The organism is Enterobacter cloacae complex sp. GYL001 (genome assembly GCF_049237125.1).
In the GTDB taxonomy this organism is placed as follows: domain Bacteria; phylum Pseudomonadota; class Gammaproteobacteria; order Enterobacterales; family Enterobacteriaceae; genus Enterobacter; species Enterobacter hormaechei_C.
Genome location: NZ_JBMKGW010000015.1, coordinates 17,302 through 42,476 on the forward strand (window position 1 = coordinate 17,302; position 25,175 = coordinate 42,476).

A 25,175-nucleotide genomic window follows, 5' to 3' on the forward strand; every position below is an offset into this window, starting at 1 on the left:
GACGCGTAGTCCGACTTCCAGCACCATTAAGGCTAAAAAGATTTCATGCGACTTGATAAGTTTATCGCTCAGCAACTCGGCGTAAGCCGCGCTATTGCCGGGCGTGAAATTCGCGCCAGCCGCGTAACCGTGGACGGCGACATTGTGAAAGACAGCGCTTTTAAACTCCAGCCTGAGCACCAGGTGGAGTATGACGGCAACCCGCTGACCCAGCAGAATGGCCCGCGCTACTTCATGCTCAACAAACCGGAAGGTTACGTCTGTTCAACGGACGATCCGGATCACCCGACGGTGCTCTATTTCCTCGACGAACCTGTGGCGCACAAGCTGCATGCGGCAGGGCGACTGGATATCGATACTACCGGCCTGGTGCTGATGACCGATGACGGCCAGTGGTCGCACCGCATCACCTCCCCGCGCCATCACTGTGAGAAAACCTATCGGGTGATGCTTGAGTCTCCGGTCTCGGATGACACGGCAGAGCAATTCGCGAAAGGCGTTCAGCTGCATAATGAAAAGGATCTGACCAAACCGGCGGTGCTGGAAATCCTCACCCCCACGGACGTCCGTCTGACCATCAGTGAAGGCCGCTACCATCAGGTAAAGCGGATGTTTGCCGCCGTGGGCAACCACGTTGTGGGGCTGCATCGTGAACGTATCGGCGCGATTGAACTCGATCCAGACCTGGCCCCAGGGGAATATCGCCCGCTGACGGAAGAAGAGATTGCCAGCGTCGGGCTGCCTTCACGCTAAATTCAGGAGAACCCTGTGACCACCAGGCCACACTCGTCGTTTAAAATTGTATTTATCCTTGGCCTGCTGGCCATGCTGATGCCGCTGTCTATCGATATGTATCTGCCCGCGCTGCCGGTGATTTCCGCGCAGTTTGGCGTACCGGCAGGCAGCGCGCAGATGACGCTCAGCACCTACATTCTTGGTTTTGCCCTCGGTCAGCTCTTTTATGGCCCAATGGCCGACAGCCTGGGGCGTAAACCGGTTATCCTGGGCGGGACATTGATATTTGCCGCGGCGGCGGTGGCCTGCGCGCTGGCGCAGAGTATCGATCAGCTGATTGTGATGCGCTTCTTCCATGGCCTGGCGGCGGCTGCGGCAAGCGTGGTGATTAACGCGCTGATGCGCGACGTCTACCCGAAGGAAGAGTTCTCACGCATGATGTCGTTCGTCATGCTGGTCACGACAATTGCGCCGCTGGTCGCCCCCATGGTGGGCGGGGCGGTCCTGGTGTGGTTCAGCTGGCATGCGATTTTCTGGATCCTGGCGATTGCCGCGCTGCTGGCCTCGGTGATGATCTTCGTCTTTATCGATGAAACGCTGCCGGTCGAGCGACGTCAGAAGTTCCACGTTCGCACCACGCTTGGCAACTTTGCCTCGCTGTTTCGCCATAAGCGTGTGCTGAGCTATATGCTGGCCAGCGGCTTCAGCTTTGCCGGAATGTTCTCGTTCCTGAGCGCGGGGCCGTTTGTGTACATCGAACTGAACCATGTGTCACCCCAGCATTTTGGTTACTACTTCGCGCTGAATATTGTGTTCCTGTTTGTGATGACCATTATCAACAGCCGCTTTGTCCGGCGGGTTGGGGCGCTGAATATGTTCCGCGCCGGGCTGTGGATCCAGTTCGTGATGGCTATCTGGCTGGTATTGAGCGCGTTGCTGGGCGTCGGTTTCTGGGCGCTGGTGGTGGGTGTGGCGGCGTTTGTCGGCTGCGTGTCGATGGTTTCATCCAACGCGATGGCGGTGATCCTCGACGAATTTCCGCATATGGCGGGCACCGCCTCGTCGCTGGCAGGAACGTTCCGTTTCGGAATTGGCGCGATAGTCGGGGCGCTGCTCTCGACGGCGACGTTTAATACCGCCTGGCCGATGCTGTGGGCGATTGCCCTCTGCGCGACCTGCTCCATTCTATTCTATCTTTACGCCAGCCGGCCGCGAAAGACGGCGCATAAATGACCACTTAAGGCCCGTGACGGGCCTTTTTGTTGACCCATATCAACCAACCCTCCGTTCGTTTACCCTGTGTTTGTTTCTTTTATGTAAAATCTATTTATGTAAAAAGTCACATCATTGTATTTAAAAAGGTTGAGTTAGATCGCAGAAACGGGTACATATAGCGCCGACGCGAGCCTGCAACGCCTATAAAATCCGCTAAACAGTGCAGGTTGGCGATGATGTGTTACTATAAATGTAAATAAATTGTGAAGTAAATTTGCTTCCGGGGATCTGAACGTGAATACATTACAACTCTCCATTGTCCATCGCTTGCCCCAGAGCTATCGCTGGTCGACGGGTTTTGCAGGTTCGAAAGTTGAACCGATTCCGCAAAGCGTTACCGGGGAGGATAATTGTCTGGTGGCGCTTAAGCTGCTCAGCCCGAGCGATGAAAATGCGTGGCCGGTCATGGAACGTCTCAGCCAGGCGCTGACGGACATCGAAGTGGACAGCTCCGTGCTGGAATGCGAAGGTGAGCCGTGCCTGTTTGTTAACAGCCAGGATGAGTTTGCCGCCACCTGTCGGCTGAAAAACTTCGGCGTGGCCATTGCCGAGCCGTTCTCTGGTCAATATCCTTTCTGAGTGTTAGTCAGCGGACAATAGCTGGCGCGTGTAATCCTGCGTCGGCGCGGTGAATACGCGCTGGCACTCTCCCTGCTCAACGACTTCTCCCTGCCGCAATACCACCACCTGATGGCAAAGCGCACGCACCACCTGTAAATCGTGGCTGATAAAGATATAGGCCAGCCGATGCTTTTCCTGTAGCCCCTTCAGCAGCGCCAGAATTTGCGCCTGCACGGTGCGGTCCAGGGAAGAGGTTGGCTCGTCCAGCACGATCAGCTCCGGTTTGAGGATCAGCGCGCGGGCAATCGCTATACGCTGACGCTGTCCGCCAGAAAACTCAGCCGGATACCGGTGCCGGGTCTCGGGATCTAAACCCACTTCCGCCATCACCCGCATCACGTCGATTTCACGCTGTTGCGCCGTCATTGTCGGCTGGTGGACGCGCAGGCCCTCTTCAATAATCTGTAATACGCTCAGGCGCGGGTTAAGCGAAGAGTTTGGATCCTGAAATACCACCTGCATCCGCGGACGCACGGGAAGCATCATCCGGCGATTCAGGTTTTGCAGCGGCATGCCGTCAAAAACAATGCTTCCCTGAGAGGCGATCAGGCGCAGCAGCGCCAGGCCGGTGGTGCTTTTGCCTGAACCGGACTCGCCCACAAGCCCAAGCGATTCGCCCGGACGCAGAGCGAAGCTCATGTCTTTCAGAACATGATTGTGATCGACCACGCGACGCAAAATGCCTTTGCGGATCGGGAATGACACCGACAGCCCCTCAACCCTCAGCAACGGCGCGCTGTCAGCGTTAAGCGGAACCGGGTCGCCAGCGGGTTCGCTATCGAGCAGGCGCTGTGTATACGGGTGCTGAGGCGCGCTCAGCAGGGCGGATGCCCGGTTCTGTTCCACGCAGCGGCCGTTTTGCATCACGGCCACCGCGTCAGCGAGCTTTTTCACGATGCTCAGGTTGTGCGTAATAAACAGCAGGCTCATGTTCAGCTCGTCGCGCAGTTCGCGCAGCAGTTGCAGAATTTGTGCCTGTACCGTGACGTCCAGCGCGGTAGTAGGTTCATCGGCAATCAGCAGTTCGGGGCGCGTGAGCAGGGCCATTGCAATCATCACGCGCTGGCGCTCGCCGCCGGAAAGCTGGTGCGGGAAATCGTTCAGCCGTTTCGCCGCATTACGGATACCGGTGCGTTCAAGGCAGTCCAGAATTTCACCCCGCGCTGCCTCTTTACGCATTCCCCGATGAAGTGACAGCACTTCATAGAGCTGTTTTTCCAGGGTATGCAGTGGGTTGAGCGACACCATCGGCTCCTGAAAAATCATGGCGATGTTGTTGCCACGAATGCCGCGCAGGGTTTGCTCGTCAGCGTTCAGCAGCGATTGTCCATGGAACAAAATATCCCCCTGCGGATAGCTGACCGGCGGGGAAGGGAGCAGGCGCAGCACCGACAGCGCCGAAACGCTCTTACCGGAGCCGGATTCCCCGACCAGCGCCAGCGTCTCTCCGCGCTGGATCTGCAACGATAAATCCGTCACCACCGTGCGTGATTCGCCCTGTTTTGAAAACGCAATCGACAGGTTCTCTATGCTCAGAAGAGGCCGGGTCATGTCATACCGCCTTGTTGGGATCGAAGGCATCGCGCACGGCTTCGCCAATAAAAATCAGCAGGGAAAGGAGCACCGCCACGGAGAGGAATGCGGCGATGCCCAGCCAGGGGGCCTGGAGATTGTTTTTGCCCTGCAACAGCAGTTCGCCAAGGGACGGTGAGCCCAGCGGCAAACCGAAACCAAGAAAATCAAGCGACGTCAGGGTGGTAATGGAGCTGCACAAAATAAACGGCAGGAAGGTGAGGGTCGCCACCACCGCATTGGGAAGCATGTGACGGAAGATGATTGCGCCATCGCTCACGCCTAACGCCTGCGCAGCGCGAATATAGTCGTAATTCCGCGTACGCAGAAACTCCGCGCGCACCACGCCGACCAGCGCCATCCAGCCGAACAGGACGGTGATCCCGAGCAGCCACCAGAAGCCAGGCTGTACCACGCTGGACAGCAGGATAATCAGAAACAGCGTCGGCATACCGGACCAGACTTCAATCACGCGCTGTCCCCATAAATCTATTTTACCCCCGTAATAGCCCTGCACGGCGCCCGCCACAACGCCCATTACGCTGCTAAAGAGCGTCAGCAGCAGCCCAAACAGGAGCGAGATGCGGGTGCCATAGAGGATGCGCGCCAGCACATCGCCGCCGTTGGCGTCCGTTCCCAGCCAGTTTTGCGCGGAAGGCGGCGAAGGGAAGGGGGTGGACGTGGCGAAGTTAATACTGTTCGCGCCAAAACGAATCGGCGCCCAGATAGCCCAGCCGTGCTGCGCTATCTGTTCACGTAACCAGGGATCCTGGTACTCGGCTGGCGTCGCAAACGGGCCGCCAAAATCGCTTTCGCTGTAGGTGGCCAGCACCGGTACATACCAGCGGTCTTTGAAATGCACCAGCAGGGGCTTATCGTTGGCAATCAGTTCCGAACACATACTAAAGGCGAACAGGACGGCGAAGATCCACAGCGACCAGTAGCCGCGACGGTTGTGGCGAAAGCGCGCCCAGCGGGCCTGATTGACGGGGCTTAAACGCGACATCAGCGGCCCTCAAAATCGATACGGGGATCGACCAGCGTATAGCTGATATCGCTGATGATGTTCAGCAGCAGGCCGATCAGGGTGAAAATGTAGAGTGTGCCAAACATCACCGGATAATCACGGGAGACGGTGGCCTCATAGCCCAGCAGCCCTAATCCGTTGAGCGAGAACATCACCTCTATCAGCAGAGAGCCGGTAAAAAACATACTGATGAACGTGGCGGGGAAACCGGCAATCACCAGCAGCATGGCGTTACGAAAAACGTGCTTCCACATGATCTGCTTTTCACCGACGCCTTTGGCGCGCGCGGTGACGACGTACTGTTTGCGGATCTCATCAAGAAAGGCGTTTTTGGTCAGCATCGTAAGCGCCGCAAATCCGCCGATGACCGTTGCCAGCACCGGAAGCGTGATGTGCCAGAAGTAATCGGTGATTTTCTGATACCACGGCAGGGTGCTGAAATCCGCAGAGACCAGCCCGCGCAGCGGGAAGAGGTCGAAATAACTGCCGCCGGCGAAAAAGACAATCAGCAGCACGGCAAACAGAAACGCCGGGATAGCGTAGCCGATGATAATGAATGTGCTGCTCCAGATATCGAAACGGCTACCGTTATAGACCGCTTTTCGGATCCCCAGCGGAATGGAGACCAGATAAATAATCAGCGTCCCCCACAGTCCGAGCGTGATGGAAACCGGCAGGCTTTGTTTGATCAGGGTTAACACCGAGGCGCTGCGAAACAGGCTGTCGCCAAAATCGAAACGGACATAATCCCAGAGCATCCTGAAATAACGCTCGTGCAGCGGCTTGTCAAAACCATAGCGATGGGTAATCTCGGCGATCACCTCCGGATCCAGTCCGCGACCGCCCCGGTAGTGGCTTTCGCTGATGTTGCCCACGCCCGTCCGGGCATGGCTGGCCCCCATTCCTTCACCGCCGCCGCCCGGCATGCCGCCAGCGTGACCAAATTCTATTGCCGCAATTGCCTGGTCCACCGGACCGCCGGGGGCAATCTGGACGATAAAAAAGTTAATGGTAATGATGGCCCACAGCGTCGGGATCACTAACAGCAGCCGGCGGATAAGATAAGCGCCCATCGTCACTCCTTAACGCCGCTCTGCGGGCAGTTTTGCGGCTTTATTCACGTCATACCACCAGGTGTCAAAGCCGAGGGTGTAGACCGGGCGAACGGCAGGCAGGGAGAATTTATCCCAGCGGGCCACGCGATCTTCGCCCATATACCACATCGGCAGCATGTAATAGTTCCAGGTTAAGACCCGATCGAGCGCGCGGCCAAGCGGCAGAAGCTTGTTCTTATCGCCCTGAGCGGCGACAATTTTTGCAATCAGCGCATCAATCACCGGGCTCTTTACGCCCGGGGCGTTGTAGGAGGAGTCGATATAACCCGATGCCCAGGAGATTTGCAGATCTGAACTTGGCCACGGCTGCGCGGCCCACAGGGTCTGCATCATGTCGTAATCGCGACTGCGCTTGCGGTTGGTTAACTGGGCCATATCGACCTGGCGGATATTCATGGTGACGCCAAGCCGGGCAAGGTTCTTCTTAAATGGCAGCACCCACTGATCGTTTGCGCCGGAGGCAATCAGCAGTTCGAAGCTGAGCGGTTTACCGGTTTGCACATTAACCCGTTGCCGATTTTTCAGCACCCAGCCAGCATCATCCAGCAGGTTGCTGGCTTTCAGCAGGTTGTCCCGGTCGAACCCGTTTCCGTCGGATTTGGGCGGTTCAAATACGCGGGTGAACACCTCCGGCGGGAGCTCCGCTTTCATTGGCGCCAGCAAAACCAGCTCGTCCGCGTGGGGATAATCACGGGCGGCATATTCAGTATTCTGGAAATAGCTGTTCGCCCGGCTGTAGGCTCCGTAAAACAGCGCTTTGTTCATCCATTCGAAATCAAACGCCAGGGTAATGGCTTCACGCACCCGACGATCGGAAAAAACCGGGCGCTGAATATTAAACGCCAGCCAGCGCGTGTCCTGCGCGGATTCGTTTTTGTGTTCGTCTTTAACGATATAGCCTTTCGCGAAATTTTTTCCGATATAGCGGGTCGCCCAATTTTTGGCGCTGTTCTCGACACGTAAATCAAACGCGCCCGCCTTAAATGCCTCGAAGGCCACGTTATCATCCAGGTAGTAGTCGTAGCGGATTGTATCGAAGTTCCAGCGGCCCCGGTTTACCGGCAGCGTGGCTGCCCAGTAATCTTTCACCCGGGAATAGATCACGTACTGGCCCATTCGCCAGTCGGTAATGCGATACGGCCCTCCGGCCAGCGGCGGGGTAGAGAGGGGATCGCTCAGCTTATGATTTTTCCAGAAGGATTCGGGCATGACGGGCAGGGAGAACAGGCTCAGCATATTCTCTTTGTTCGGCTCAGGGAGTTCGATTCGCACGGTCAGCGGGGCGATGGCTTTCACCGTGGTGCCCTTGTACACCAGACGAAACTGCGGCACGCCTTCGGTCATAAATTTATGAAAGGTGAATGCCACGTCACGGGCGCTAACCGGCGTACCGTCGTGAAAACGCGCCCGCGGATTAATCGCGATTTCTGCCCAGCTGAAATCATCGGCGTATCGCACGTTCTCGGCGACCAGGGGATAATAGCTGCCGGGCTCGTCGTCGGAGGTGACGAACAGCGTGTCATAGAGGGATTCGGTACGCGCTGCCGCCACGCCGCGCAGGGCAAAGCGGTTAAAGTTGTCAAACGTTCCCGTGGCGGAAAGCGTCACGTTTCCGCCTTTCGGGGCGGCGGGGTTAACGTAATCGTAGTGGTTAAAGTTAACCGCGTACTTCGGCTCGCCAATGACGGCAAAGGCCGTGCTATCTTTGATGGTCTGCGCCTGGCTCGACAGGCTCACCAGCGCCAATAGCGTCAACACAACGCGCATAATCATAGTGCGGCGGATCCCTTTGTTCACAGGCAGGCTCGGTTGAACAGAATAATAAGGGACAGCGCCGTGATTGTGAAATTATTCCCCGAGCGTGATGTCGGGTTGCCACGTCCTGAACTGCTCCAGCGGCATTGGGCGGCCGATCCAGTAGCCCTGAAGATAGTTCACGCCATGCTCGCGCAGCCACGCCGCCTGCTCCGGCGTTTCAACACCCTCGGCAACGGTTAACATATTCAGGCGTTCTGCCAGCGTCAGCACCGCGTCAAGCACTGGCGAGGTGACGGTTTCAGTCCCGATGGCATTCACGAAGCCACGGTCAATTTTCAGGTAATCCATCGTGAAGCGTTCCAGATAGATCAGCGCGCTGTGGCCGGTGCCAAAATCATCGATGGCAATTTCAAAACCTTCTTCGTGCAGCCATTCGAACAGCTGATTAGCCTCGCGGTGGTTGATCATATCGCGCTCGGTTATTTCCAGCACAATCTGGAAGTGATCGGGTGGAAGGGCGGCGGCAAACGCGCGCATATCCTCTTTAAAGCTTTCCGCATGCAGATGCCCGGGCGCGATGTTGATCCCAAACTTGGCCCCAGGCGGGAGCACCGTTTGCAGGACAGGGGCATCGCGGATAATCAGGTCAAAAAGATGCAGCGTCAGCGGGACAATCAGCTTCTGCGCTTCAGCGAAATTAATAAAGGCATCCGGTGGAATTTCTCCCATCACCGGATGCTTCCAGCGCATCAGGACTTCCAGCCCGGTCATTTTGAGCGACTGCGCATCCACGACGGGTTGATAGACCACGTAAAACTGGTCGCGTTTGATGGCCGTTAGGATCTCTTTCCCCGGATTAAGACGGATAGTAAGAATATAGAAATTCAACAGGCCCGCCGCGATACCGCAGACCAGGCCGAAAAACAGGGCGTACAGCACATCATCGGTCGTCCAGGCTTCCGCATAAACATGGATGGTCAGAGGCACATTTTTCAGCGTGGCGGTACGGACCGGGATATCAGGCAAATCACGTGCAGGGACCAGCGTTCCGGAATGGGTTGATAACGCATAATCGCCAATAATGATGGAAATACCGGCAAACTCATCCTGTCTTGAGGTGTAGAGGAGATAAGGAGTCAGGTTAAGATTAACGGAGGTAAATACACCGCCGTCCTTCACCAGTGGGTTGCGATACCAGATGGCAATCGCGGGCTTGTCCGGCATCATGGGGGTGCCCGGCAGGAGCGCCATATCAACCTGTTTATTGATGTGCAGTTCAGGAATAAGCGCTTCCAGAGGGACATTCATCGGGCCGGTGGCGGAAGAGCAGTAGGCGTTTTTATCCCTGACCAGCAAAAAGGCGCGCACATTGATGCTAAAGGCCGCCCGGGAGGTCAGGGCGGCACTCACTTCCTCGCAGCTGTTTAGCGTGAGTGGCTGGAGCGTATCAATCGACATTTTGAGCTCATCAAAATAGCTCTCCATGTAGACGCTTAAATCGGTAATAAGGGTATCGAATCTGACGTCTCGCTTGTGATAACTCCAGTAAAACTGTAATGCTCCCAGGAGCAGGGCAGTGAATAACCCCGTAAGGAAACTGAGAAACAGAATCTTGCGGTTGCTGGAGAAGTAGCGGGTAAACATAGATGTCGTGATTCCTGAAATGCCGCTGGATAGTTATCAGTGTAACGGGCAAAAAAAAACACTGCCGGAGCAGTGCTTTTTTTATCGTATCGCCAGCCAAGGGATAACCAACGATACGACAGCAATATTAACTACGGCTCAGAACGCGGCGAGCTTCGTTGTAGCGCTTCTTCCAGTAAGGTTCGTTCATGCTGGAAATCGTCACACCACTGCTGGTGGAAGCATGGACAAACTGATCGTTACCGATATAGATGCCAACGTGTCGACCGGTTGAACCCGCTCTGAACAGGACTAAATCGCCCGTGCGCAGTTTAGTGCGCGAAATGGATTTGCCCATTTCCTGCTGTTCATAAGTAGAACGCGGAAGGTCTAACCCAAACTGTTCACGGAACGTACGCTGTACGAATGCGGAACAATCGATGCCTTTCTTGGTGCTGCCGCCCAGACGGTAACGCACGCCTTTCCAGTCAGCATACTGATCCATAATACGCGACTTAACGTCGAGATTACGTACCATATTTTCAAATTCATCCTGAGAGGCTTGCAGTGAAGAGGAATCTTCCATTCCCACAACACGCGTCTCAGGATGCATATTCTTCGCGGTATTCGTCGTACTACATGCCGAAAGCAGAACCGCCACTGCAATCGCCGGGATCCCCCGCAAGATATATCTCAAGATTGGTTGAGATTTGACCATTTTGTTTGTTTTCCCTTGAAGTCCTTAACGAAAATATCGTTATAAAAATGCCAACCGTGACGAGACTAATAATCTGTTCACAATGAGACAATTCTTTATGGTGAAAACTGTGGCTCAACGCACAAAATTATTCACCATGATAATAATTATCTCAGTGGGGCAAAACGAGTTCGAGGTTAACCGATTGCACGGGGTATTGCGAGCAAAAAAGTCCGTTTTTTTATAAGAAAATGTGATACACAAAGTTACAGCGCGGAATTGCTCAAAATGCCGCCATTCATATCGGTAATCCCTGCAATTGCTTCATTTTTATCACGAATTGTATGACGGGATGATGACAGCGTTGAATGACGCCGAAAAGAAGTGACGCAGGGATCGAAAACGATCCCTGATGAATGGTGTTAATTTTCGTTATTTATTTGTTTCCAGCTTGTTTAAATTTGCCAGGAAGATAGCGATCAAAAATGCCTATTATGCGATCGCTCAGTGGGGTCATCAGCACCCACGGTAAACCAATTAACACCGCCGTGAGGGAGCCTACGGCGATATCTGTCAGCCAGTGAGCGCCAATCATCACCCGCGGGAATGCAAATACCACCACAATAACCAGGGCGATGGTGAAGGCTTTTTTACCAAAATAGCGCAGCATGAAGCCTGCAAAAATCAGCAGCATCATACCGTGGTCGCCCGGGAAACTGTCCTTCGAGGCATCTTTGGTTGGAATATGAAGCAGCTCGCTGACGCGGTTAATATTCGGGAAAAAGAGCGAAGGACTGGCGCGTTTAACCGGCATCAGATGCTGCGCCAGCTGGTTGATAATCACGGCCGTCAGCAGCATCACCAGGCCGATAATCAGAATACGGCGACGACCCGTTTTGTCTTCCTTCAGCCAGAAGGAGAGCATCAGACAGCCCATTGCCAGCAGCGAACAGCCGTCAAACGCGCGGTTGTTGGTGATCGCCACCAGCCACAGGAAGGCTTCACTCTTCGCCAGCGCCTGGTTAAAGAAGTGGAACAGCCCGGAATCCAGCGGGAACCAGAAACCGTGATCCGCCGGGATATACCAGGAGAAAAAGATCGCCAGGCCGGCAGCGTTGAGCAATAAAATAGCAGGAAGTCGAGTCGTCATAGTCTTCAGCAATGTGTGAAATCAGGGGCAACGTTAGCCGCCCAAACTTAAACGAAGCTTCAACAGGCTTGACTGGAGGGCATTCCAGTCGGTATTAACCGCACTAATTAACTCTATCCGGCTGTCGGGTGGCGCGACGTTCTGGGTTTCAATAAAGAAATCCTCGCCCTGACGGTTAATGCGCACCAGACCATCCGGAGTGCGCATGATCCCTTTTACCCGCTCAACCGGCGCGAGTCTCGCCCATTCCAGTATACCAATGGTGTCGAAAACCGTATCGGCATCGAAGATCCACCCGCAGGCCTGGTGCCCCTGGCCGCTATTCAGGTTGCGACGCCAGCGCTGATGCTCCGGCAGGCTCAGTGCAGCCAGGCCTTGCTTCGCGCCGTGGCTATGCGAATGCTCAGCGCTGGCAGGCAGTTGCGTCTGGTTGAGGCGGGGAAGGTCGAGCAAGGCGCCATCAATTTTGCCCTGGGTCGTCTGCACATACTGACGTCCACCGCCAGCCTGCTGCCACCAGGACTGGAACGCGGCCTGACTCTCAGCCGTCGCGCGATCGGATTTATTCGCCACGATAATATCTGCCGAGGCGAGCTGGTCGCGGAAATTGTCATTATTGATCGCTTTTTCATCCAGCAGCTGGCGGGGGTCGAGCAGGCAAAGCGTCGCACGCAGCTCAAGCCACGGCTCGTATACCGGGGCGGTCAGTAAATCAAGGATTTGCTTAGGATGCCCCAGCCCGGTGGGCTCAATCAGCAGACGGTCCGGCTTGCCCTGACGCAGCAGCGTATTCAGCCCGACCTGCATCGGCAGACCATTCACGCAGCACATACACCCGCCCGGGATCTCTTTCACCATCGCGCCGCTGTCGGCGAGCAACGCGCCGTCGATCCCCACTTCGCCAAATTCGTTGACCAGCACGGCCCACTTTTCTGCCGGGTCTTTATTGGCCAGCAAATGCAGAATGGACGTAGTTTTACCGCTGCCGAGAAAACCGGTGATCAGGTTGGTTTTGGTCACGTGCGCTCCGATAAATAATTGTGATGTAGTAACAACTATCTATCATCCTGACGAAAAAATCGGGCATTGAGAAGAGGGAGGGCGAACGGAGCACAAAACCGTTCGCCTTAAACGCAATAATCGCTAAATTTTTAACGTTTCGATAACGGCCTGGCGCGCGCCGAGCCGGACGAGGCGCTGGTACGCGCTGGTGATTGCCTCGACAAAGACAGGGTTTTGCGGCAGGTCGTCGCCAAAGATTTCATTTAGCGTCAGCAGGGCGCTAACGCGTTCTGCGTCGCTGCTGGTAGCGACAATGGCCTGAAACTTGTCGCTCAGCGGATCGCGTACGTCAATGGCGTTGCCCTGTTCGTCCGTACCGCTGACGTAGCGCATCCAGCCCGCCACCCCCAGCGCCAGTAATGGCCAGGCGGTGTTACGCTCAAGATGCACGCGGATCCCATCCAGCATGCGCTGAGGCAGCTTCTGGCTGCCGTCCATGGCGATTTGCCATGTACGATGCTGTAGGGCCGGGTTGGCGAAGCGGTCAAGCAGGCTGTCAGCATAGGCTGTCAGATCAACGTTGGTGATGCGCAGCGTAGGGGCCTGCTCATTCAGCATCAGCCTGCGGGCCGCCTCGCGGAAACTGTCGTCCTGCATACATTCATTTATGTGCGCGTAGCCGGCAAGGTAGCCCAGATACGCGAGGAAGGAGTGACTGCCGTTCAGCATCCGCAGCTTCATCTGCTCCCAGGGCAGGACATCCTCAACCATCTGTACGCCTGCCACCTCCCACTCCGGACGCCCGGCGACAAAGTTATCTTCCACTACCCACTGAATGAACGGTTCACAGCTGATGGCGCAGGGATCTTCAACGCCAAGTTCCTGGGTGATTTCCGCGAGTGAGACGTCGGTGGCGGCGGGCACGATTCGGTCGACCATGGTACCAGGGAAGCTCACGTGCGCCTCGATCCATGCGGCCAGCTCTGCGGAACGCTTTCCGGCCATGCCGAGAACGGCATTTTTCACCACGTGGCCGTTGTCGGGAATATTGTCGCAGGAGAGCACGGTAAACGCCGGCAGGCCCCGCTCGCGGCGGCGATGAAGCGCTTCAACCAGAATACCCGGCGCGGAATGCGGCTCAGACGGGTGCTCGAGATCGTGCAGGATGCGGCTGTTCCGCATATCCAGTTTTCCCGTCGCCGGATCGATACAGTAGCCTTTTTCGGTAATGGTGAGGGAGACAATTGCCACCTGCGGTTCGCAGAATTTCTCAATAATGGCTGCCAGCGAGTCGAGTTTGGCGTTCAGGCACTCTTTTACCGCACCGATAATAATGGGCTGATTGCCTTCGGCACCTTTCTCCAGCACGGTAAACAGATGATCCTGCGCCCGGAGCTGGCCCATAAGGACATCGCCGCTAAAGAGGCTAATCTCACAAATTCCCCAGTCGCCTCCTTTGGCATTCAGTACCCGGTTTGTTAACAACGCCTGATGCGCACGGTGGAACGCGCCAAAACCGAAATGGACGATGCGGGAGCGTAACTGCTCGCGATCGTAGCGGGGCTGCTGGACATGAGCAGGAAGCGCGGTGGAGGCAATAGTCTTCATGTAATACACACCTGATTAACCATTAATTAACAATGCTAGTGTAAAGTTATATGACAACAAATTAAATTGGTAAGCCGTAAATATCCCTGTTATGTGAGTTTGATCAATCAATGCCGCGTGCTGTATTGACCACTTCGATTAAACATGTATGGTAGTCGTCATTGAAGTAACACATATTGGTATAACAACTTGAGAGGGTGGGGCAATGGAACAAACCTGGCGTTGGTACGGGCCGAACGATCCGGTTTCTCTTGATGATGTGCGTCAGGCTGGCGCAACGGGTGTGGTCACGGCGCTGCATCATATTCCGAACGGTCAGGTGTGGCCGGTGGAGGAAATCCAAAAGCGTCAGGCTCAGCTGGCAGAGAAGGGATTAACCTGGTCTGTTGTGGAAAGTATTCCGGTTCACGAAGATATTAAAACCCACTCCGGTGAGTGTGATACCTGGATTGCGAATTATCAGCAGAGCATTCGTAACCTGGCAGCCTGTGGTATTGATACCGTCTGCTACAACTTTATGCCGATCCTGGACTGGACGCGTACCGACCTGGAATATGAAATGGCCGATGGTTCGAAGGCGCTGCGTTTCGATCAAATCGCTTTTGCGGCTTTCGAACTGCACATTCTGAAGCGTCCGGGGGCGGAAGCAGACTACACCGCAGAAGAGCAGCAGCAGGCGCTGGCGTGGTTCAATGCCGCCGGTGAAGCGGACATTGAGAAGCTGGTTCGCAATATCATCGCGGGCCTGCCCGGTGCGGAAGAGGGTTATACCCTCGATCAGTTCCGCGCGCGCCTGGCGGAATATGGCGATATCGATAAAAACCAGCTGCGTGAAAACATGGCGCACTTCCTGCGCGCTATTGTGCCGGTGGCAGAAGAAGTCGGCGTGCGGCTGGCGGTTCATCCTGACGATCCACCGCGCCCTATCCTCGGCCTGCCGCGTATCGTGTCTACGATTGAAGATATGCAGTGGCTGAAAGAGACGGTGGACAGCATCTACAACGGCTTTACCATGTGTACGGGCTCGTATGGCGTGCGGGCGGATAACGATCTGGTGCGGATGATCGAAACCTTCGGCGATCGCATTCATTTCACCCACCTGCGTGCAACCTGCCGTGAAGAGAACCCGAAAACCTTCCACGAAGCAGCCCATCTTGGCGGCGACGTGAACATGGTTGCGGTGGTGGATGCCATTCTCTCTGAAGAGGTTCGTCGTAAGCAGGCGGGGGATGTGCGTCCTATTCCGTTCCGTCCGGATCACGGGCACCAGATGCTGGACGATCTGCGCAAGAAAACGAATCCAGGGTATTCGGCGATTGGCCGTCTGAAAGGGATGGCGGAAGTGCGCGGTATCGAGCTGGCGCTGAAAATGACGAAGTATCCTGAACTGCTGTAAAGGTTGTTGCCGGGTGGCGGCTGCGCCTTACCCGGCCTACAAAAACACAAAAACCGGCATCAGAGCCGGTTTTTTGTAGGCCCGGTAAGCGTAGCGCCACCGGGCGAAAAGCAGGATCAGTCAGCACGACCCATATAGCGTTTTTCTTCGATATGGATACGGATTTTCTCGCCCGCTGACAGGTACTCTGGCACCTGTACGACCAGACCGGTAGTCAGGGTAGCCGGTTTGTTACGCGCACTTGCAGACGCGCCTTTGATGCCCGGCGCCGTTTCAACAATTTCCAGATCAACGGTCTGCGGCAGCTCCAGCGCCAGCAGCACGCCATCCCAGGTCAGCACCTGCATGTCCGGCATTCCACCTTCTGGAATAAACAGCAGCTCTTCTTCGATCTGATCTTTAGTGAAGATATACGGGGTGTAATCTTCTTTATCCATGAACACGTATTCGTTGCCGTCGATGTAGGAGAAATCAACGTAGCGACGGGTGAGGGTCACGGTATCAACGATATCGTCGCCTTTAAAACGTTCTTCCACTTTCAGGCCGGTGCGGACATCGGAGAAACGCATTTTGTACAGCGTTGCTGCGCCACGGGCGCTGGGTGCCTGAATGTCGATATCTTTCACAATCAGCAGTTTGCCGTTGTAATTCAGTACCATACCTTTCTTAATTTCGTTCGCTCTTGGCATTGCAGTAATCCTGTTTACGGGAGGTAAAAAATATCGCGCCAAATTACTCGCGCGCGGCCTTTCAGGCAAGCGGAATTCGTGGGTTTTGCTATCAATACATAAAAGGTGTTACTGTGCGCGCAATGCCCGACTGCGCGGGCATCTGCCACCAACAGAGAGCATGTATGGATTGTCGTTCCGACTGTGGCGCGTGCTGTACCGCACCGTCCATCTCAAGCCCCATTCCAGGCATGCCGGAGGGCAAGCCTGCCAATACCCGCTGCGTTCAGCTCTCTGACACTAACCTGTGCATGATCTTTGGCTCGCCCCTGCGCCCGAAGGTGTGCTCCGGGCTCCAGCCAACCGCCGAAATGTGCGGCAGTACGCGCCAGCAGGCCATCACTTATCTGCTTGAGCTGGAAGCGCTCACCGCGCCTTAGACATCTTTGATTCGCGTCAGGCAGCTCAGCGTCAGGACGCACATCACCAGCGCAATCCAGAACACCGTATGATAGTTCCAGATTTCAGCCACAACGCCCGCCAGTGAGCCTGCAATAATCCAGCCCACGCGGGTGGTATTAGTATAAAGGGTGGTGGCAGAGCCTGCCTGACCCGGCATCAGATCCTGGAAGTAGAGCATGCCGATACCGGCCAGGATACCGATGTAAATGGCGTTCAGCAGCTGTAAAGCAAGAAGCAGGGCTGGCGTATGAACCGTCAGCATACCGACATAAAACAGCAGCCCGGCTACGGCGGCGACGCGCATCAAAAAGCGCTTGCCGAAGCGCTTCGCGTAATAGCCCGCAATCAGCATGGTGGGGATCTCAAGCCCCGCGGCGGTTCCCATCATGATCCCGGCCAGCTTCTCCGGCAGATGCAGCTCATCAATAATAAACAGCGGCATATTAATGATATAGAGGCTGTTGGTTCCCCACATTAGCGTACAGATAATGAATAACAGCAGCGCGTCGCGCCGGTTACGTCGCGGAGCTTCCAGCGTACCGGTCGCCACTTTCGGCTCTTTGCGCATGGAGGGCAGAAAGAACCAGACCATTGCGCCGCATACCACGAAGGCCACGGCTGCGCTGAGGTACATCACCGTAAAGCCAAAACCCATCGCCAGCGCGTAGGCGAGCGGGGGGCCAATCACCCAGGCCAGCGACACCTGCGCGCGCAGTATCGAGCTGAACATCACCGCTTCTCGCCCGGTGCGGTCGGCATGCTCGCGGGCAAGGGCGAACATCTGCGGGTTGGCGGTCGAGCCGAAACTGCTCAGGAAGACGCCCACGAACAGCAGAATGAAGTAGTTACGGTTCCAGGCAAACAGCAGGCAGGCAAACACCCCGAGCAGGCAGCAAAAAACGATCAGGCTTTTGCGATCGCCTTTGCGGTCTGAACGCCCGGCTAGAAACTGGCTGACGAAAATGCCGATGATGGCGCTCCCGGTGAAGAAGAAGCCAACCATCGCCGGGCGGGCGTGAACTTCGTTGGTCAGAAACAGGCTCAGCGTAGGCGTTTGTAACGCACCGGCAATACCGGTGAGAAAAGCAACGATCAAAAACGCCGTTGACGTCAAATCAAAAGGCTTTGGTGAGGCGGCAGCGGGGGTGTTATGCATGTTCAGTCTTTGCGAGTAACAGAGAGAGGCGGAGTTTACGCCGCCTGTCATTAAATAAACAGAGGGCAAAATCAAGATTGCCACAATAAATCAAAATAGCATTTCAGTTTATCGCCGTTTCGCTGAAGCGTGCTGAACCTGTTTGCTGAACATCAGCAAAAACCTCCCGACTGAAGAAGAAATGTGCTGCACTTCTAAATTCTGCAACAAGAAATGTAACTTTTCTTGCAACCTTTTGTAGAAAAGACAAGACTTCTTGAAACGTTTCAGCGCTATCTTGCATGTCCTGACGAAGCAGGTTAGCGGCTCGTTTCTCAGTTAAGCTGAAACGATTCAATTTCAGCAGGAGAGGAGAATCATGTTCCAGTTATCTGTTCAGGATATTCACCCGGGCGAACAGGCCGGGAATAAAGAAGAGGCTATTCGCCAGGTCGCCGCTGCGCTCGTGCAGGCTGGCAACGTGGCTGACGGCTACGTCAACGGCATGCTGGCGCGTGAACAGCAGACCTCCACCTTCCTCGGTAACGGTATTGCAATTCCGCACGGCACCACGGACACCCGCGATCAGGTGCTGAAAACCGGCGTGCAGGTCTTCCAGTTCCCGCAGGGCGTGCTGTGGGGCGAGGGGCAGGTGGCTTATGTGGCGATCGGCATCGCGGCCAGCGGTGACGAACACCTGGGCCTGCTGCGTCAGCTGACGCACGTGCTGAGTGATGATGCCGTCGCGGAACAGCTTAAATCCGCCACCACTGCTGAAGAGCTGCGTGCCCTGCTGATGGGCGAAAAACAGAGCGAAGCGCTGAAGCTGGATAATGAAACCCTGACGCTGGACGTCGTTGCGTCCGATTTGCTGACGCTCCAGGCGCTGAACGCGGCCCGCCTGAAAGAAGTGGGAGCGGCAGATACCACTTTTGTGACGTGCGCCATCAATGATAAGCCATTAAACCTGGGTCAGGGCATCTGGCTGAACGACAGTGCTGAAGGCAACTTGCGTAGCGCTATCGCGGTCAGCCGTGCTGCGGTTGCCTTTGAGACAGACGGCGAACGCGCCGCGATGTTGGTAACGGTCGCCATGGCGGACGATCAGCCGGTATCCGTGCTGAAGCGTCTGGGCGATCTGCTGCTGAACAATAAAGCTGAAAAACTGCTGAACGCAGACGCGGCGACGGTGCTGGCCCTGCTGACCAGCGACGATGCGCTGACGGATGACCTGCTGAGCGCAGAGTACGTGGTGCGTAACGAACACGGCCTGCATGCCCGTCCGGGCACCATGCTGGTGAATACCATTAAACAATTTGCAAGTGAGATCACCGTGACCAATCTGGACGGTTCGGGTAAACCAGCCAACGGGCGCAGTCTGATGAAAGTTGTCGCGCTGGGCGTGAAGAAAGGCCATCGTCTGCGCTTTACCGCGCAGGGTGCGGATGCTGAACAGGCGCTGAAAGCGATTGGCGACGCCATCGCGGCCGGTCTGGGGGAGGGCGCATAATGAGCAGACGTGTTGCGACCATTACGCTGAACCCGGCTTACGATCTGGTGGGCTTCTGCCCGGAAATTGAGCGTGGCGAAGTCAACCTGGTGCGGACGACCGGCCTGCATGCCGCAGGAAAAGGGATTAACGTGGCGAAGGTGCTGAAAGATCTCGGCATCGACGTCACCGTAGGCGGCTTCCTCGGTAAAGACAACCAGGATGGTTTTCAGCAGTTGTTCAGTGAACTGGGCATCGCTAACCGTTTTCAGGTTGTGCAGGGCCGTACCCGCATCAACGTTAAGCTGACCGAGAAAGACGGTGAAGTGACCGATCTGAACTTCTCCGGCTTCGAAGTGACCCCGGCTGACTGGGAGCGCTTTGTTGCCGATTCCCTGAGCTGGCTGGGCCAGTTTGACATGGTGTGCGTCAGCGGTAGTCTGCCGTCCGGCGTCAGCCCGGAAGCGTTCACCGACTGGATGACGCGCCTGCGCAGCCAATGCCCGTGCATTATTTTCGACAGCAGCCGCGACGCGCTGGTCGCCGGTCTGAAAGCCTCGCCATGGCTGGTTAAGCCTAACCGCCGCGAACTGGAGATCTGGGCGGGCCGTAAGCTGCCAGAATTAAAGGATGTGATTGACGCTGCCCATGCGCTGCGCGAGCAGGGTATCGCTCACGTGGTGATTTCGCTGGGTGCAGAAGGTGCCCTGTGGGTGAACGCCTCCGGGGAATGGATTGCCAAACCGCCTTCAATGGAGGTGGTCAGCACCGTGGGTGCCGGGGATTCGATGGTTGGCGGCCTGATCTACGGTCTGCTGATGCGCGAATCCAGTGAACATACCTTACGTCTTGCTACCGCCGTTGCGGCCCTGGCCGTGAGCCAGAGCAATGTCGGTATTACCGATCGTACCCAGTTAGCCGCGATGATGGCGCGCGTTGACTTAAAACCTTTTAACTAACAGCAGGAGAGGAATAATGAAAACGCTGCTGATCATTGACTCCGGTCTCGGACAGGCTCGTGCCTATATGGCGAAGACCCTGCTGGGCGCGGCGGCACAAAAAGCGCACCTGGATATCATTGATAACCCGGGTGATGCTGAAATGGCGATTGTTCTGGGCGACAAAATCCCCGCGGACAGCGCCCTGAACGGTAAAAAAGTGTGGCTGGGTGATATTAATCGCGCGGTGGCACACCCTGAACTGTTTCTGAGCGAAGCAAAAGGTCATGCGACGGTTTACAGCGCACCTGTTGAGGCGGCGCCGGTTGCCGCCGCTGGGCCGAAACGCATTGTTGCGGTAACGGCCTGCCCGACAGGTGTGGCGCACACCTTTATGGCGGCTGAAGCCATTGAAACCGAAGCGAAAAAACGTGGCTGGTGGGTGAAGGTTGAAACCCGCGGCTCTGTTGGTGCGGGCAATGCCATCACGCCTGAAGAGGTGGCGGAAGCCGATCTGGTGATTGTGGCGGCGGATATCGAAGTGGATCTGGCGAAGTTTGCCGGCAAGCCGATGTACCGTACCTCTACCGGCCTGGCGCTGAAGAAGACCGCGCAGGAGTTTGATAAGGCGCTGGCAGAAGCCAAACCGTATCAGGCAACCGGTGCGGCTAAAACTGCGACCGAAGGGAAAAAAGAGTCTGCGGGCGCGTATCGTCACCTGCTGACCGGCGTGTCCTACATGCTGCCGATGGTGGTGGCGGGCGGCCTGTGTATTGCGCTCTCCTTCGCCTTTGGTATCGAGGCGTTTAAAGAGCCGGGCACACTGGCGGCCGCGTTGATGCAGATTGGCGGCGGCTCCGCGTTTGCGTTGATGGTGCCGGTGCTGGCGGGCTTTATCGCCTTCTCCATTGCTGACCGTCCGGGTCTGACGCCGGGTCTTATCGGCGGTATGCTCGCCGTGAGCACCGGTTCTGGCTTTATCGGCGGTATCATTGCCGGTTTCCTCGCCGGTTATGTGGCGAAGCTGATCAGCTCGAAGCTGAAGCTACCGCAGAGTATGGAGGCGCTGAAACCTATCCTGATCATCCCGCTGATTTCCAGCCTGGTGGTCGGTCTGGCGATGATTTACCTGATTGGTAAGCCGGTCGCGGGCATTCTGGAAGGTCTGACCCACTGGTTGCAAACCATGGGGACTGCGAACGCGGTGCTGCTGGGCGCAATCCTCGGCGGTATGATGTGTACCGACATGGGTGGTCCGGTGAACAAAGCGGCATATGCGTTTGGCGTTGGCCTGCTGAGTACCCAGACCTACGCGCCGATGGCGGCGATCATGGCGGCCGGTATGGTGCCTCCGCTGGCGCTCGGTCTGGCGACGATTATTGCCCGCCGTAAGTTCGATAAAGCGCAGCAGGAAGGCGGTAAAGCGGCGCTGGTGCTGGGCCTGTGCTTCATCACCGAAGGCGCAATCCCGTTTGCGGCACGCGATCCAATGCGTGTTCTGCCGTGCTGTATCGTGGGTGGTGCGGTGACGGGGGCTATCTCCATGGCGGTAGGTGCGAAACTGATGGCGCCGCACGGCGGTCTGTTCGTCCTGCTCATCCCTGGCGCCATCACGCCGGTGCTGGGTTATCTGCTGGCGATTGTTGCCGGTACGCTGGTGGCAGGCCTGTCTTACGCGGTGCTGAAGCGCCCGGAAGCGGAAGTGGTCGCAAAAGCAGCCTAAAAGCGGTGTCGGGTGGCGGCTTCGCCTTACCCGACCTACAAAAAAAGCCGGGTGCGTAAGCAGCCCGGCTTTTTTTATGCCGCCTGTTCAGCGGTTTGCTGCGCCTTCAGCCAGGCAATCTCTTCCGCCCAGATATCCGGGTTAATGGTTTCGAGCACCATCGGAATACCGTCGAAGCGGGCGTCCTGCATGATAAAGCGGAACGCATCATGGCCGATGTTGCCTTCGCCCAGGCTGTGGTGGCGGTCAACGCGGCTGCCGAACGCGCTTTTCGCATCGTTTAAGTGCATACCGCGAAGGTATTTAAAACCGACAATACGCTCGAACTCCTCGAAGGTATTTTTCGTGGCCTCGGTTGTGCGCAGGTCATAGCCGGCGGCAAAGGCGTGACAGGTATCGATGCACACCCCCACGCGGGATTTATCTTCCACGCCGTCGATGATCGCCGCCAGATGCTCAAACTTAAAGCCGAGGTTGCTGCCCTGACCGGCGGTATTCTCAATCACCGCCGTCACGCCCTGGGTTTTATCCAGCGTCATGTTGATGGACTCGGCGATGCGCGCCAGACAGGCGTCTTCGTCAATCTGCATCAGATGGCTGCCGGGATGGAAGTTCAGCAGCGTCAGCCCCAGCTGTTCACAGCGCTGAACCTCATCCAGGAACGCTTCGCGGGATTTTTCCAGCGCCTCGGCAACCGGGTGACCGAGGTTAATGAGGTAGCTGTCGTGGGGAAGGATTTGGCCAGGCCCATAGTGGTATTTCTCACAGGCGGCTTTGAAATCATCAATCACTTCAGCGGTGAGCGCTGCGGCGCGCCACTGGCGCTGGTTTTTGGTGAACAGGGCGAAAGCGGTCGCCTCGATTTCGGCGGCGCGAATGGCGGCATTCGCAAGGCCACCGGCAGCGCTGACGTGCGCTCCAACATATTTCATAAAAAGACTCCTGTTAACCCGAAATGCCTATGATAGCGGGTTAACAGGAGAAGGACGAGATGGTTTATGCCAACAGGCTGTGCACGGCGAGGTTAATCGCACCACCGCCAACGATTAGCCAGATGAACAGCACCAGCGCCATCAGCAGCGGTTTCGCGCCGGCTTTTTTCAGCGCGCTGACGTGTGTGGTGACGCCCAGCGCCGCCATCGCCATCGCCAGCAGGACCGTATCCAGCGTCACCAGCATATCCACCATCGCTTTTGGCAGCAGGTGGAAAGAGTTGAAGACAGCGACCACGATGAACAGGATCGCAAACCACGGAATGGTGATTTTGCTTTTCTCGCTGCCGCCTGCCGGAGCAAGCTGTTTAACCCGCGCCGCGAGGAAAATCAGGAACGGGGCCAGCATCATCACGCGCAGCATTTTGGCGATGACCGCCGCGTTTTCCGCTTCCGGGTTAATGGCGTGACCTGCCGCCACCACCTGCGCCACTTCGTGCATGGTTGAGCCGATATAAATGCCGTAGGTTTCCGGACTAAACCAGTGCGCCACCAGCGGATACATGGCCGGATACAGGAAGATCGCCAGCGTACCGAAGATAACTACCGTCGCGACGGCAACCGTGACTTTACTGGCTTCGGCTTTAACGACGGGTTCTGTTGCCAGTACCGCCGCCGCGCCGCAGATGCTGCTACCCGCACCGATCAGCCAGCTGGTCTGTTTGTCCAGCCCAAAGATCTTCTGGCCGATAAAGCACGCCAGTAAAAAGGTGCTCGAAAGGGTCAGGACGTCAATGGCAATCCCGCTGACACCGACATCCGCAATCTGCGAAAAGGTGAGACGGAAGCCATAAAGGATGATCCCGAGACGTAATAAATGCTGCTTGGCGAAAATCACGCCGCCGTCGCAGGATTTCCAGATGTGTGGATAAACGGTGTTCCCGACCACCATGCCAAGCAGAATGGCCAGCGTCAGGGCGCTGAACCCTGCGCCGGCAACCGCCGGTATACTCCCGCCCCATAAAGCCACGCCGGTAACCACGGCGCTGAGCGCGAGACCCGGCACGAAGTGCCACACTGTACGATGATGTTGTAAGGTGATTTCTGACATAACCTTCTCCTTTGTCTGGCTAAAGGTTACGGCGCTCTGGCTTAAAAATAAAATTGATTATATATTTATAATCAATCTTTATAAGTGGTAAGCAACCATGCACATTACATTGCGTCAGCTGGAAGTTTTTGCCGAGGTGCTGAAAAGCGGCTCGACAACCCAGGCGTCACAAATGCTGGCGCTCTCGCAGTCCGCCGTTAGCGCAGCCTTGACCGATCTTGAAGGGCAACTGGGCGTTCAGCTTTTCGACAGGGTAGGAAAGCGGCTGGTGGTGAACGAACATGGCCGCCTGCTGTACCCGCGTGCCCTGGCCTTGCTGGAGCAGGCAACGGAGATCGAACAGCTGTTCCGCGAGGACAACGGCGCTATTCGCGTCTACGCCAGCAGCACGATCGGTAACTACATCCTGCCGGAAGTGATTGCCCGCTACCGCCGGGATTTTCCGACCCTGCCGCTGGAAATGAGCGTCGGCAACAGCCAGGACGTGATCAACGCGGTGATCGATTTCCGCGTGGACATCGGGCTTATCGAAGGGCCGTGCCACAACGTGGATATCATTGCGGAACCCTGGCTGGAGGATGAGCTGGTGGTGTTTGCCTCCCCGGCCTCTTCTTTACTCCAGGGCGAGGTGACGCTGGAGCGTCTGGCGCAGGCGCAGTGGATCTTGCGAGAGCAGGGCTCCGGCACGCGTGAGATTGTCGATTATCTGCTGCTGTCCCATCTGCCGCAGTTCCAGTTAGGGATGGAGTTAGGTAACTCCGAGGCGATTAAGCATGCGGTGCGTCATGGCCTGGGCATTAGCTGTCTTTCCCGACGGGTGATTGCCGAACAGCTGGAGACCGGCTCTCTGGTTGAGATCCCCGTTCCGCTGCCGAAGCTGGTGCGCACGCTGTGGTGCATCCATCATCGTCAGAAACACCTTTCCAGCTCGCTCCAGCGTTTTCTGCGCTACTGCGCCATTTAACGTTCCCCGGTGGCGCTTCGCTTACCGGGGCTATGTGCGCTTATCACCCCACATTTTTATGCTTTACTTATAATCCTGACCGAGTCATGAAGCTCTCTTATAACTGAGCATTTCTACCGGAAGCAACGCAGATCGTCTGCTACAATCGCGCCTCATTTATTGAATGGACAGCAT

Annotated in this window: 23 protein-coding genes; 9 read left to right on the top strand and 14 right to left on the bottom strand. The window is 56.2% G+C overall.

All coding sequences use genetic code 11. From position 1 onward, the window contains the following. Positions 1-45: 45 nt before the first annotated feature. The 3 genes from rsuA to ACOTWU_RS20390 all read left to right on the top strand — a co-directional run bounded on the left by rsuA (position 46) and on the right by ACOTWU_RS20390 (position 2,589). Positions 46-753, top strand: coding sequence for a 16S rRNA pseudouridine(516) synthase RsuA (gene rsuA / locus ACOTWU_RS20380; protein WP_017383401.1), 708 nt, complete (start codon positions 46-48; stop codon positions 751-753). A gap of 15 nt (positions 754-768) precedes the next feature. Next, a complete protein-coding gene (locus tag ACOTWU_RS20385; protein WP_003859373.1) occupies positions 769-1,968 on the top strand; it encodes a Bcr/CflA family multidrug efflux MFS transporter in 1,200 nt (399 codons plus the stop codon). Between the two features lie 276 nt (positions 1,969-2,244). Then, positions 2,245-2,589 carry a YejG family protein gene (locus tag ACOTWU_RS20390; RefSeq protein WP_017383399.1) on the top strand — a complete coding sequence of 115 codons (345 nt, stop codon included), beginning with the start codon at positions 2,245-2,247 and terminating at the stop codon, positions 2,587-2,589. Between the two features lie 3 nt (positions 2,590-2,592). Here ACOTWU_RS20390 and yejF read toward each other — a convergent pair whose 3' ends face one another. The 9 genes from yejF to ACOTWU_RS20435 form a co-directional block, all read right to left on the bottom strand. After that, on the bottom strand, positions 2,593-4,182 hold the full coding sequence (gene yejF, locus ACOTWU_RS20395; RefSeq protein ID WP_032103234.1) for a microcin C ABC transporter ATP-binding protein YejF: 1,590 nt from the start codon (positions 4,180-4,182) through the stop codon (positions 2,593-2,595). A gap of 1 nt (position 4,183) precedes the next feature. Next, positions 4,184-5,209 (bottom strand): microcin C ABC transporter permease, encoded by a 1,026-nt coding sequence (locus ACOTWU_RS20400; protein WP_047741407.1) that lies wholly within the window; start codon positions 5,207-5,209, stop codon positions 4,184-4,186. Continuing rightward, positions 5,209-6,303, bottom strand: a complete 1,095-nt coding sequence (locus ACOTWU_RS20405) for a microcin C ABC transporter permease YejB (protein WP_003859369.1) — start codon at positions 6,301-6,303, stop codon at positions 5,209-5,211. The genes ACOTWU_RS20400 and ACOTWU_RS20405 overlap by 1 nt, the downstream gene beginning before the upstream one ends. Before the next feature lie 9 nt (positions 6,304-6,312). Further along, the gene (locus ACOTWU_RS20410; RefSeq protein ID WP_126498849.1) at positions 6,313-8,118 is read right to left on the bottom strand and encodes an extracellular solute-binding protein; all 1,806 of its coding nucleotides are present in this window, start codon (positions 8,116-8,118) and stop codon (positions 6,313-6,315) included. A gap of 75 nt (positions 8,119-8,193) precedes the next feature. After that, complete coding sequence (locus tag ACOTWU_RS20415; RefSeq protein ID WP_045343796.1) at positions 8,194-9,747, bottom strand: cyclic di-GMP phosphodiesterase; 1,554 nt, start codon at positions 9,745-9,747, stop codon at positions 8,194-8,196. Between the two features lie 127 nt (positions 9,748-9,874). Further along, entirely contained in the window at positions 9,875-10,444 is a 570-nt protein-coding gene (mepS, locus tag ACOTWU_RS20420) for a bifunctional murein DD-endopeptidase/murein LD-carboxypeptidase (protein ID WP_003859364.1), read from the bottom strand. Positions 10,445-10,859: 415 nt separating this feature from the next. Continuing rightward, the gene (locus tag ACOTWU_RS20425; protein ID WP_017693036.1) at positions 10,860-11,573 is read right to left on the bottom strand and encodes a phosphatase PAP2 family protein; all 714 of its coding nucleotides are present in this window, start codon (positions 11,571-11,573) and stop codon (positions 10,860-10,862) included. Positions 11,574-11,606: 33 nt separating this feature from the next. Then, positions 11,607-12,593, bottom strand: a complete 987-nt coding sequence (locus ACOTWU_RS20430) for a CobW family GTP-binding protein (RefSeq protein ID WP_126498848.1) — start codon at positions 12,591-12,593, stop codon at positions 11,607-11,609. Between the two features lie 123 nt (positions 12,594-12,716). Beyond that, positions 12,717-14,183 (bottom strand): mannitol dehydrogenase family protein, encoded by a 1,467-nt coding sequence (locus ACOTWU_RS20435; RefSeq protein WP_045341040.1) that lies wholly within the window; start codon positions 14,181-14,183, stop codon positions 12,717-12,719. A 205-nt stretch (positions 14,184-14,388) separates the two neighbouring features. On the opposite strand from ACOTWU_RS20435, the gene uxuA reads away from it, so the two are divergent. Then, a complete protein-coding gene (uxuA, locus tag ACOTWU_RS20440; protein WP_017383391.1) occupies positions 14,389-15,579 on the top strand; it encodes a mannonate dehydratase in 1,191 nt (396 codons plus the stop codon). Positions 15,580-15,695: 116 nt separating this feature from the next. Here uxuA and yeiP read toward each other — a convergent pair whose 3' ends face one another. Further along, positions 15,696-16,268 carry an elongation factor P-like protein YeiP gene (yeiP, locus tag ACOTWU_RS20445; RefSeq protein WP_003859355.1) on the bottom strand — a complete coding sequence of 191 codons (573 nt, stop codon included), beginning with the start codon at positions 16,266-16,268 and terminating at the stop codon, positions 15,696-15,698. Positions 16,269-16,432: 164 nt separating this feature from the next. On the opposite strand from yeiP, the gene ACOTWU_RS20450 reads away from it, so the two are divergent. Then, entirely contained in the window at positions 16,433-16,687 is a 255-nt protein-coding gene (locus ACOTWU_RS20450; protein ID WP_003859353.1) for a YkgJ family cysteine cluster protein, read from the top strand. Here ACOTWU_RS20450 and setB read toward each other — a convergent pair. Further along, the gene (gene setB, locus ACOTWU_RS20455) at positions 16,684-17,865 is read right to left on the bottom strand and encodes a sugar efflux transporter SetB (RefSeq protein WP_015572310.1); all 1,182 of its coding nucleotides are present in this window, start codon (positions 17,863-17,865) and stop codon (positions 16,684-16,686) included. The genes ACOTWU_RS20450 and setB overlap by 4 nt on opposite strands. Positions 17,866-17,968: 103 nt before the next feature. After that, on the bottom strand, positions 17,969-18,148 hold the full coding sequence (locus tag ACOTWU_RS20460) for a hypothetical protein (protein ID WP_139152746.1): 180 nt from the start codon (positions 18,146-18,148) through the stop codon (positions 17,969-17,971). 75 nt (positions 18,149-18,223) lie between these two features. Between ACOTWU_RS20460 and fruB the strand changes: the two genes are divergently transcribed. Genes fruB through fruA form a run of 3 tightly spaced genes read left to right on the top strand, consistent with a single transcriptional unit; the run spans position 18,224 to position 21,994 of the window. Then, positions 18,224-19,354, top strand: coding sequence for a fused PTS fructose transporter subunit IIA/HPr protein (gene fruB, locus ACOTWU_RS20465; protein WP_040117881.1), 1,131 nt, complete (start codon positions 18,224-18,226; stop codon positions 19,352-19,354). Next, the gene (gene fruK / locus ACOTWU_RS20470) at positions 19,354-20,292 is read left to right on the top strand and encodes a 1-phosphofructokinase (protein ID WP_006811313.1); all 939 of its coding nucleotides are present in this window, start codon (positions 19,354-19,356) and stop codon (positions 20,290-20,292) included. The genes fruB and fruK overlap by 1 nt, the downstream gene beginning before the upstream one ends. A gap of 16 nt (positions 20,293-20,308) precedes the next feature. Beyond that, entirely contained in the window at positions 20,309-21,994 is a 1,686-nt protein-coding gene (gene fruA / locus ACOTWU_RS20475) for a PTS fructose transporter subunit IIBC (RefSeq protein WP_015572312.1), read from the top strand. Positions 21,995-22,068: 74 nt separating this feature from the next. Here fruA and nfo read toward each other — a convergent pair whose 3' ends face one another. Beyond that, positions 22,069-22,926, bottom strand: coding sequence for a deoxyribonuclease IV (nfo, locus tag ACOTWU_RS20480; protein ID WP_017693043.1), 858 nt, complete (start codon positions 22,924-22,926; stop codon positions 22,069-22,071). Positions 22,927-22,990: 64 nt separating this feature from the next. Then, positions 22,991-24,037 (bottom strand): YeiH family protein, encoded by a 1,047-nt coding sequence (locus tag ACOTWU_RS20485; protein WP_017383388.1) that lies wholly within the window; start codon positions 24,035-24,037, stop codon positions 22,991-22,993. 97 nt (positions 24,038-24,134) lie between these two features. On the opposite strand from ACOTWU_RS20485, the gene yieE reads away from it, so the two are divergent. Then, a complete protein-coding gene (gene yieE, locus ACOTWU_RS20490) occupies positions 24,135-25,001 on the top strand; it encodes a DNA-binding transcriptional regulator YeiE (protein ID WP_017383387.1) in 867 nt (288 codons plus the stop codon). Positions 25,002-25,175 lie beyond the last annotated feature (174 nt).

Bases quoted from the DNA above. Each gene is read 5' to 3' on its own strand.
- rsuA (WP_017383401.1), top strand. From the start codon at position 46: ATGCGACTTGATAAGTTTATCGCTCAGCAACTCGGCGTAAGCCGCGCT.
- yejF (WP_032103234.1), bottom strand. From the start codon at position 4,182: ATGACCCGGCCTCTTCTGAGCATAGAGAACCTGTCGATTGCGTTTTCA.
- ACOTWU_RS20400 (WP_047741407.1), bottom strand. From the start codon at position 5,209: ATGTCGCGTTTAAGCCCCGTCAATCAGGCCCGCTGGGCGCGCTTTCGC.
- ACOTWU_RS20405 (WP_003859369.1), bottom strand. From the start codon at position 6,303: ATGGGCGCTTATCTTATCCGCCGGCTGCTGTTAGTGATCCCGACGCTG.
- ACOTWU_RS20410 (WP_126498849.1), bottom strand. From the start codon at position 8,118: ATGATTATGCGCGTTGTGTTGACGCTATTGGCGCTGGTGAGCCTGTCG.
- ACOTWU_RS20415 (WP_045343796.1), bottom strand. From the start codon at position 9,747: ATGTTTACCCGCTACTTCTCCAGCAACCGCAAGATTCTGTTTCTCAGT.
- mepS (WP_003859364.1), bottom strand. From the start codon at position 10,444: ATGGTCAAATCTCAACCAATCTTGAGATATATCTTGCGGGGGATCCCG.
- ACOTWU_RS20425 (WP_017693036.1), bottom strand. From the start codon at position 11,573: ATGACGACTCGACTTCCTGCTATTTTATTGCTCAACGCTGCCGGCCTG.
- ACOTWU_RS20435 (WP_045341040.1), bottom strand. From the start codon at position 14,183: ATGAAGACTATTGCCTCCACCGCGCTTCCTGCTCATGTCCAGCAGCCC.
- uxuA (WP_017383391.1), top strand. From the start codon at position 14,389: ATGGAACAAACCTGGCGTTGGTACGGGCCGAACGATCCGGTTTCTCTT.
- yeiP (WP_003859355.1), bottom strand. From the start codon at position 16,268: ATGCCAAGAGCGAACGAAATTAAGAAAGGTATGGTACTGAATTACAAC.
- ACOTWU_RS20450 (WP_003859353.1), top strand. From the start codon at position 16,433: ATGGATTGTCGTTCCGACTGTGGCGCGTGCTGTACCGCACCGTCCATC.
- setB (WP_015572310.1), bottom strand. From the start codon at position 17,865: ATGCATAACACCCCCGCTGCCGCCTCACCAAAGCCTTTTGATTTGACG.
- ACOTWU_RS20460 (WP_139152746.1), bottom strand. From the start codon at position 18,148: ATGCAAGATAGCGCTGAAACGTTTCAAGAAGTCTTGTCTTTTCTACAA.
- fruB (WP_040117881.1), top strand. From the start codon at position 18,224: ATGTTCCAGTTATCTGTTCAGGATATTCACCCGGGCGAACAGGCCGGG.
- fruK (WP_006811313.1), top strand. From the start codon at position 19,354: ATGAGCAGACGTGTTGCGACCATTACGCTGAACCCGGCTTACGATCTG.
- fruA (WP_015572312.1), top strand. From the start codon at position 20,309: ATGAAAACGCTGCTGATCATTGACTCCGGTCTCGGACAGGCTCGTGCC.
- nfo (WP_017693043.1), bottom strand. From the start codon at position 22,926: ATGAAATATGTTGGAGCGCACGTCAGCGCTGCCGGTGGCCTTGCGAAT.
- ACOTWU_RS20485 (WP_017383388.1), bottom strand. From the start codon at position 24,037: ATGTCAGAAATCACCTTACAACATCATCGTACAGTGTGGCACTTCGTG.
- yieE (WP_017383387.1), top strand. From the start codon at position 24,135: ATGCACATTACATTGCGTCAGCTGGAAGTTTTTGCCGAGGTGCTGAAA.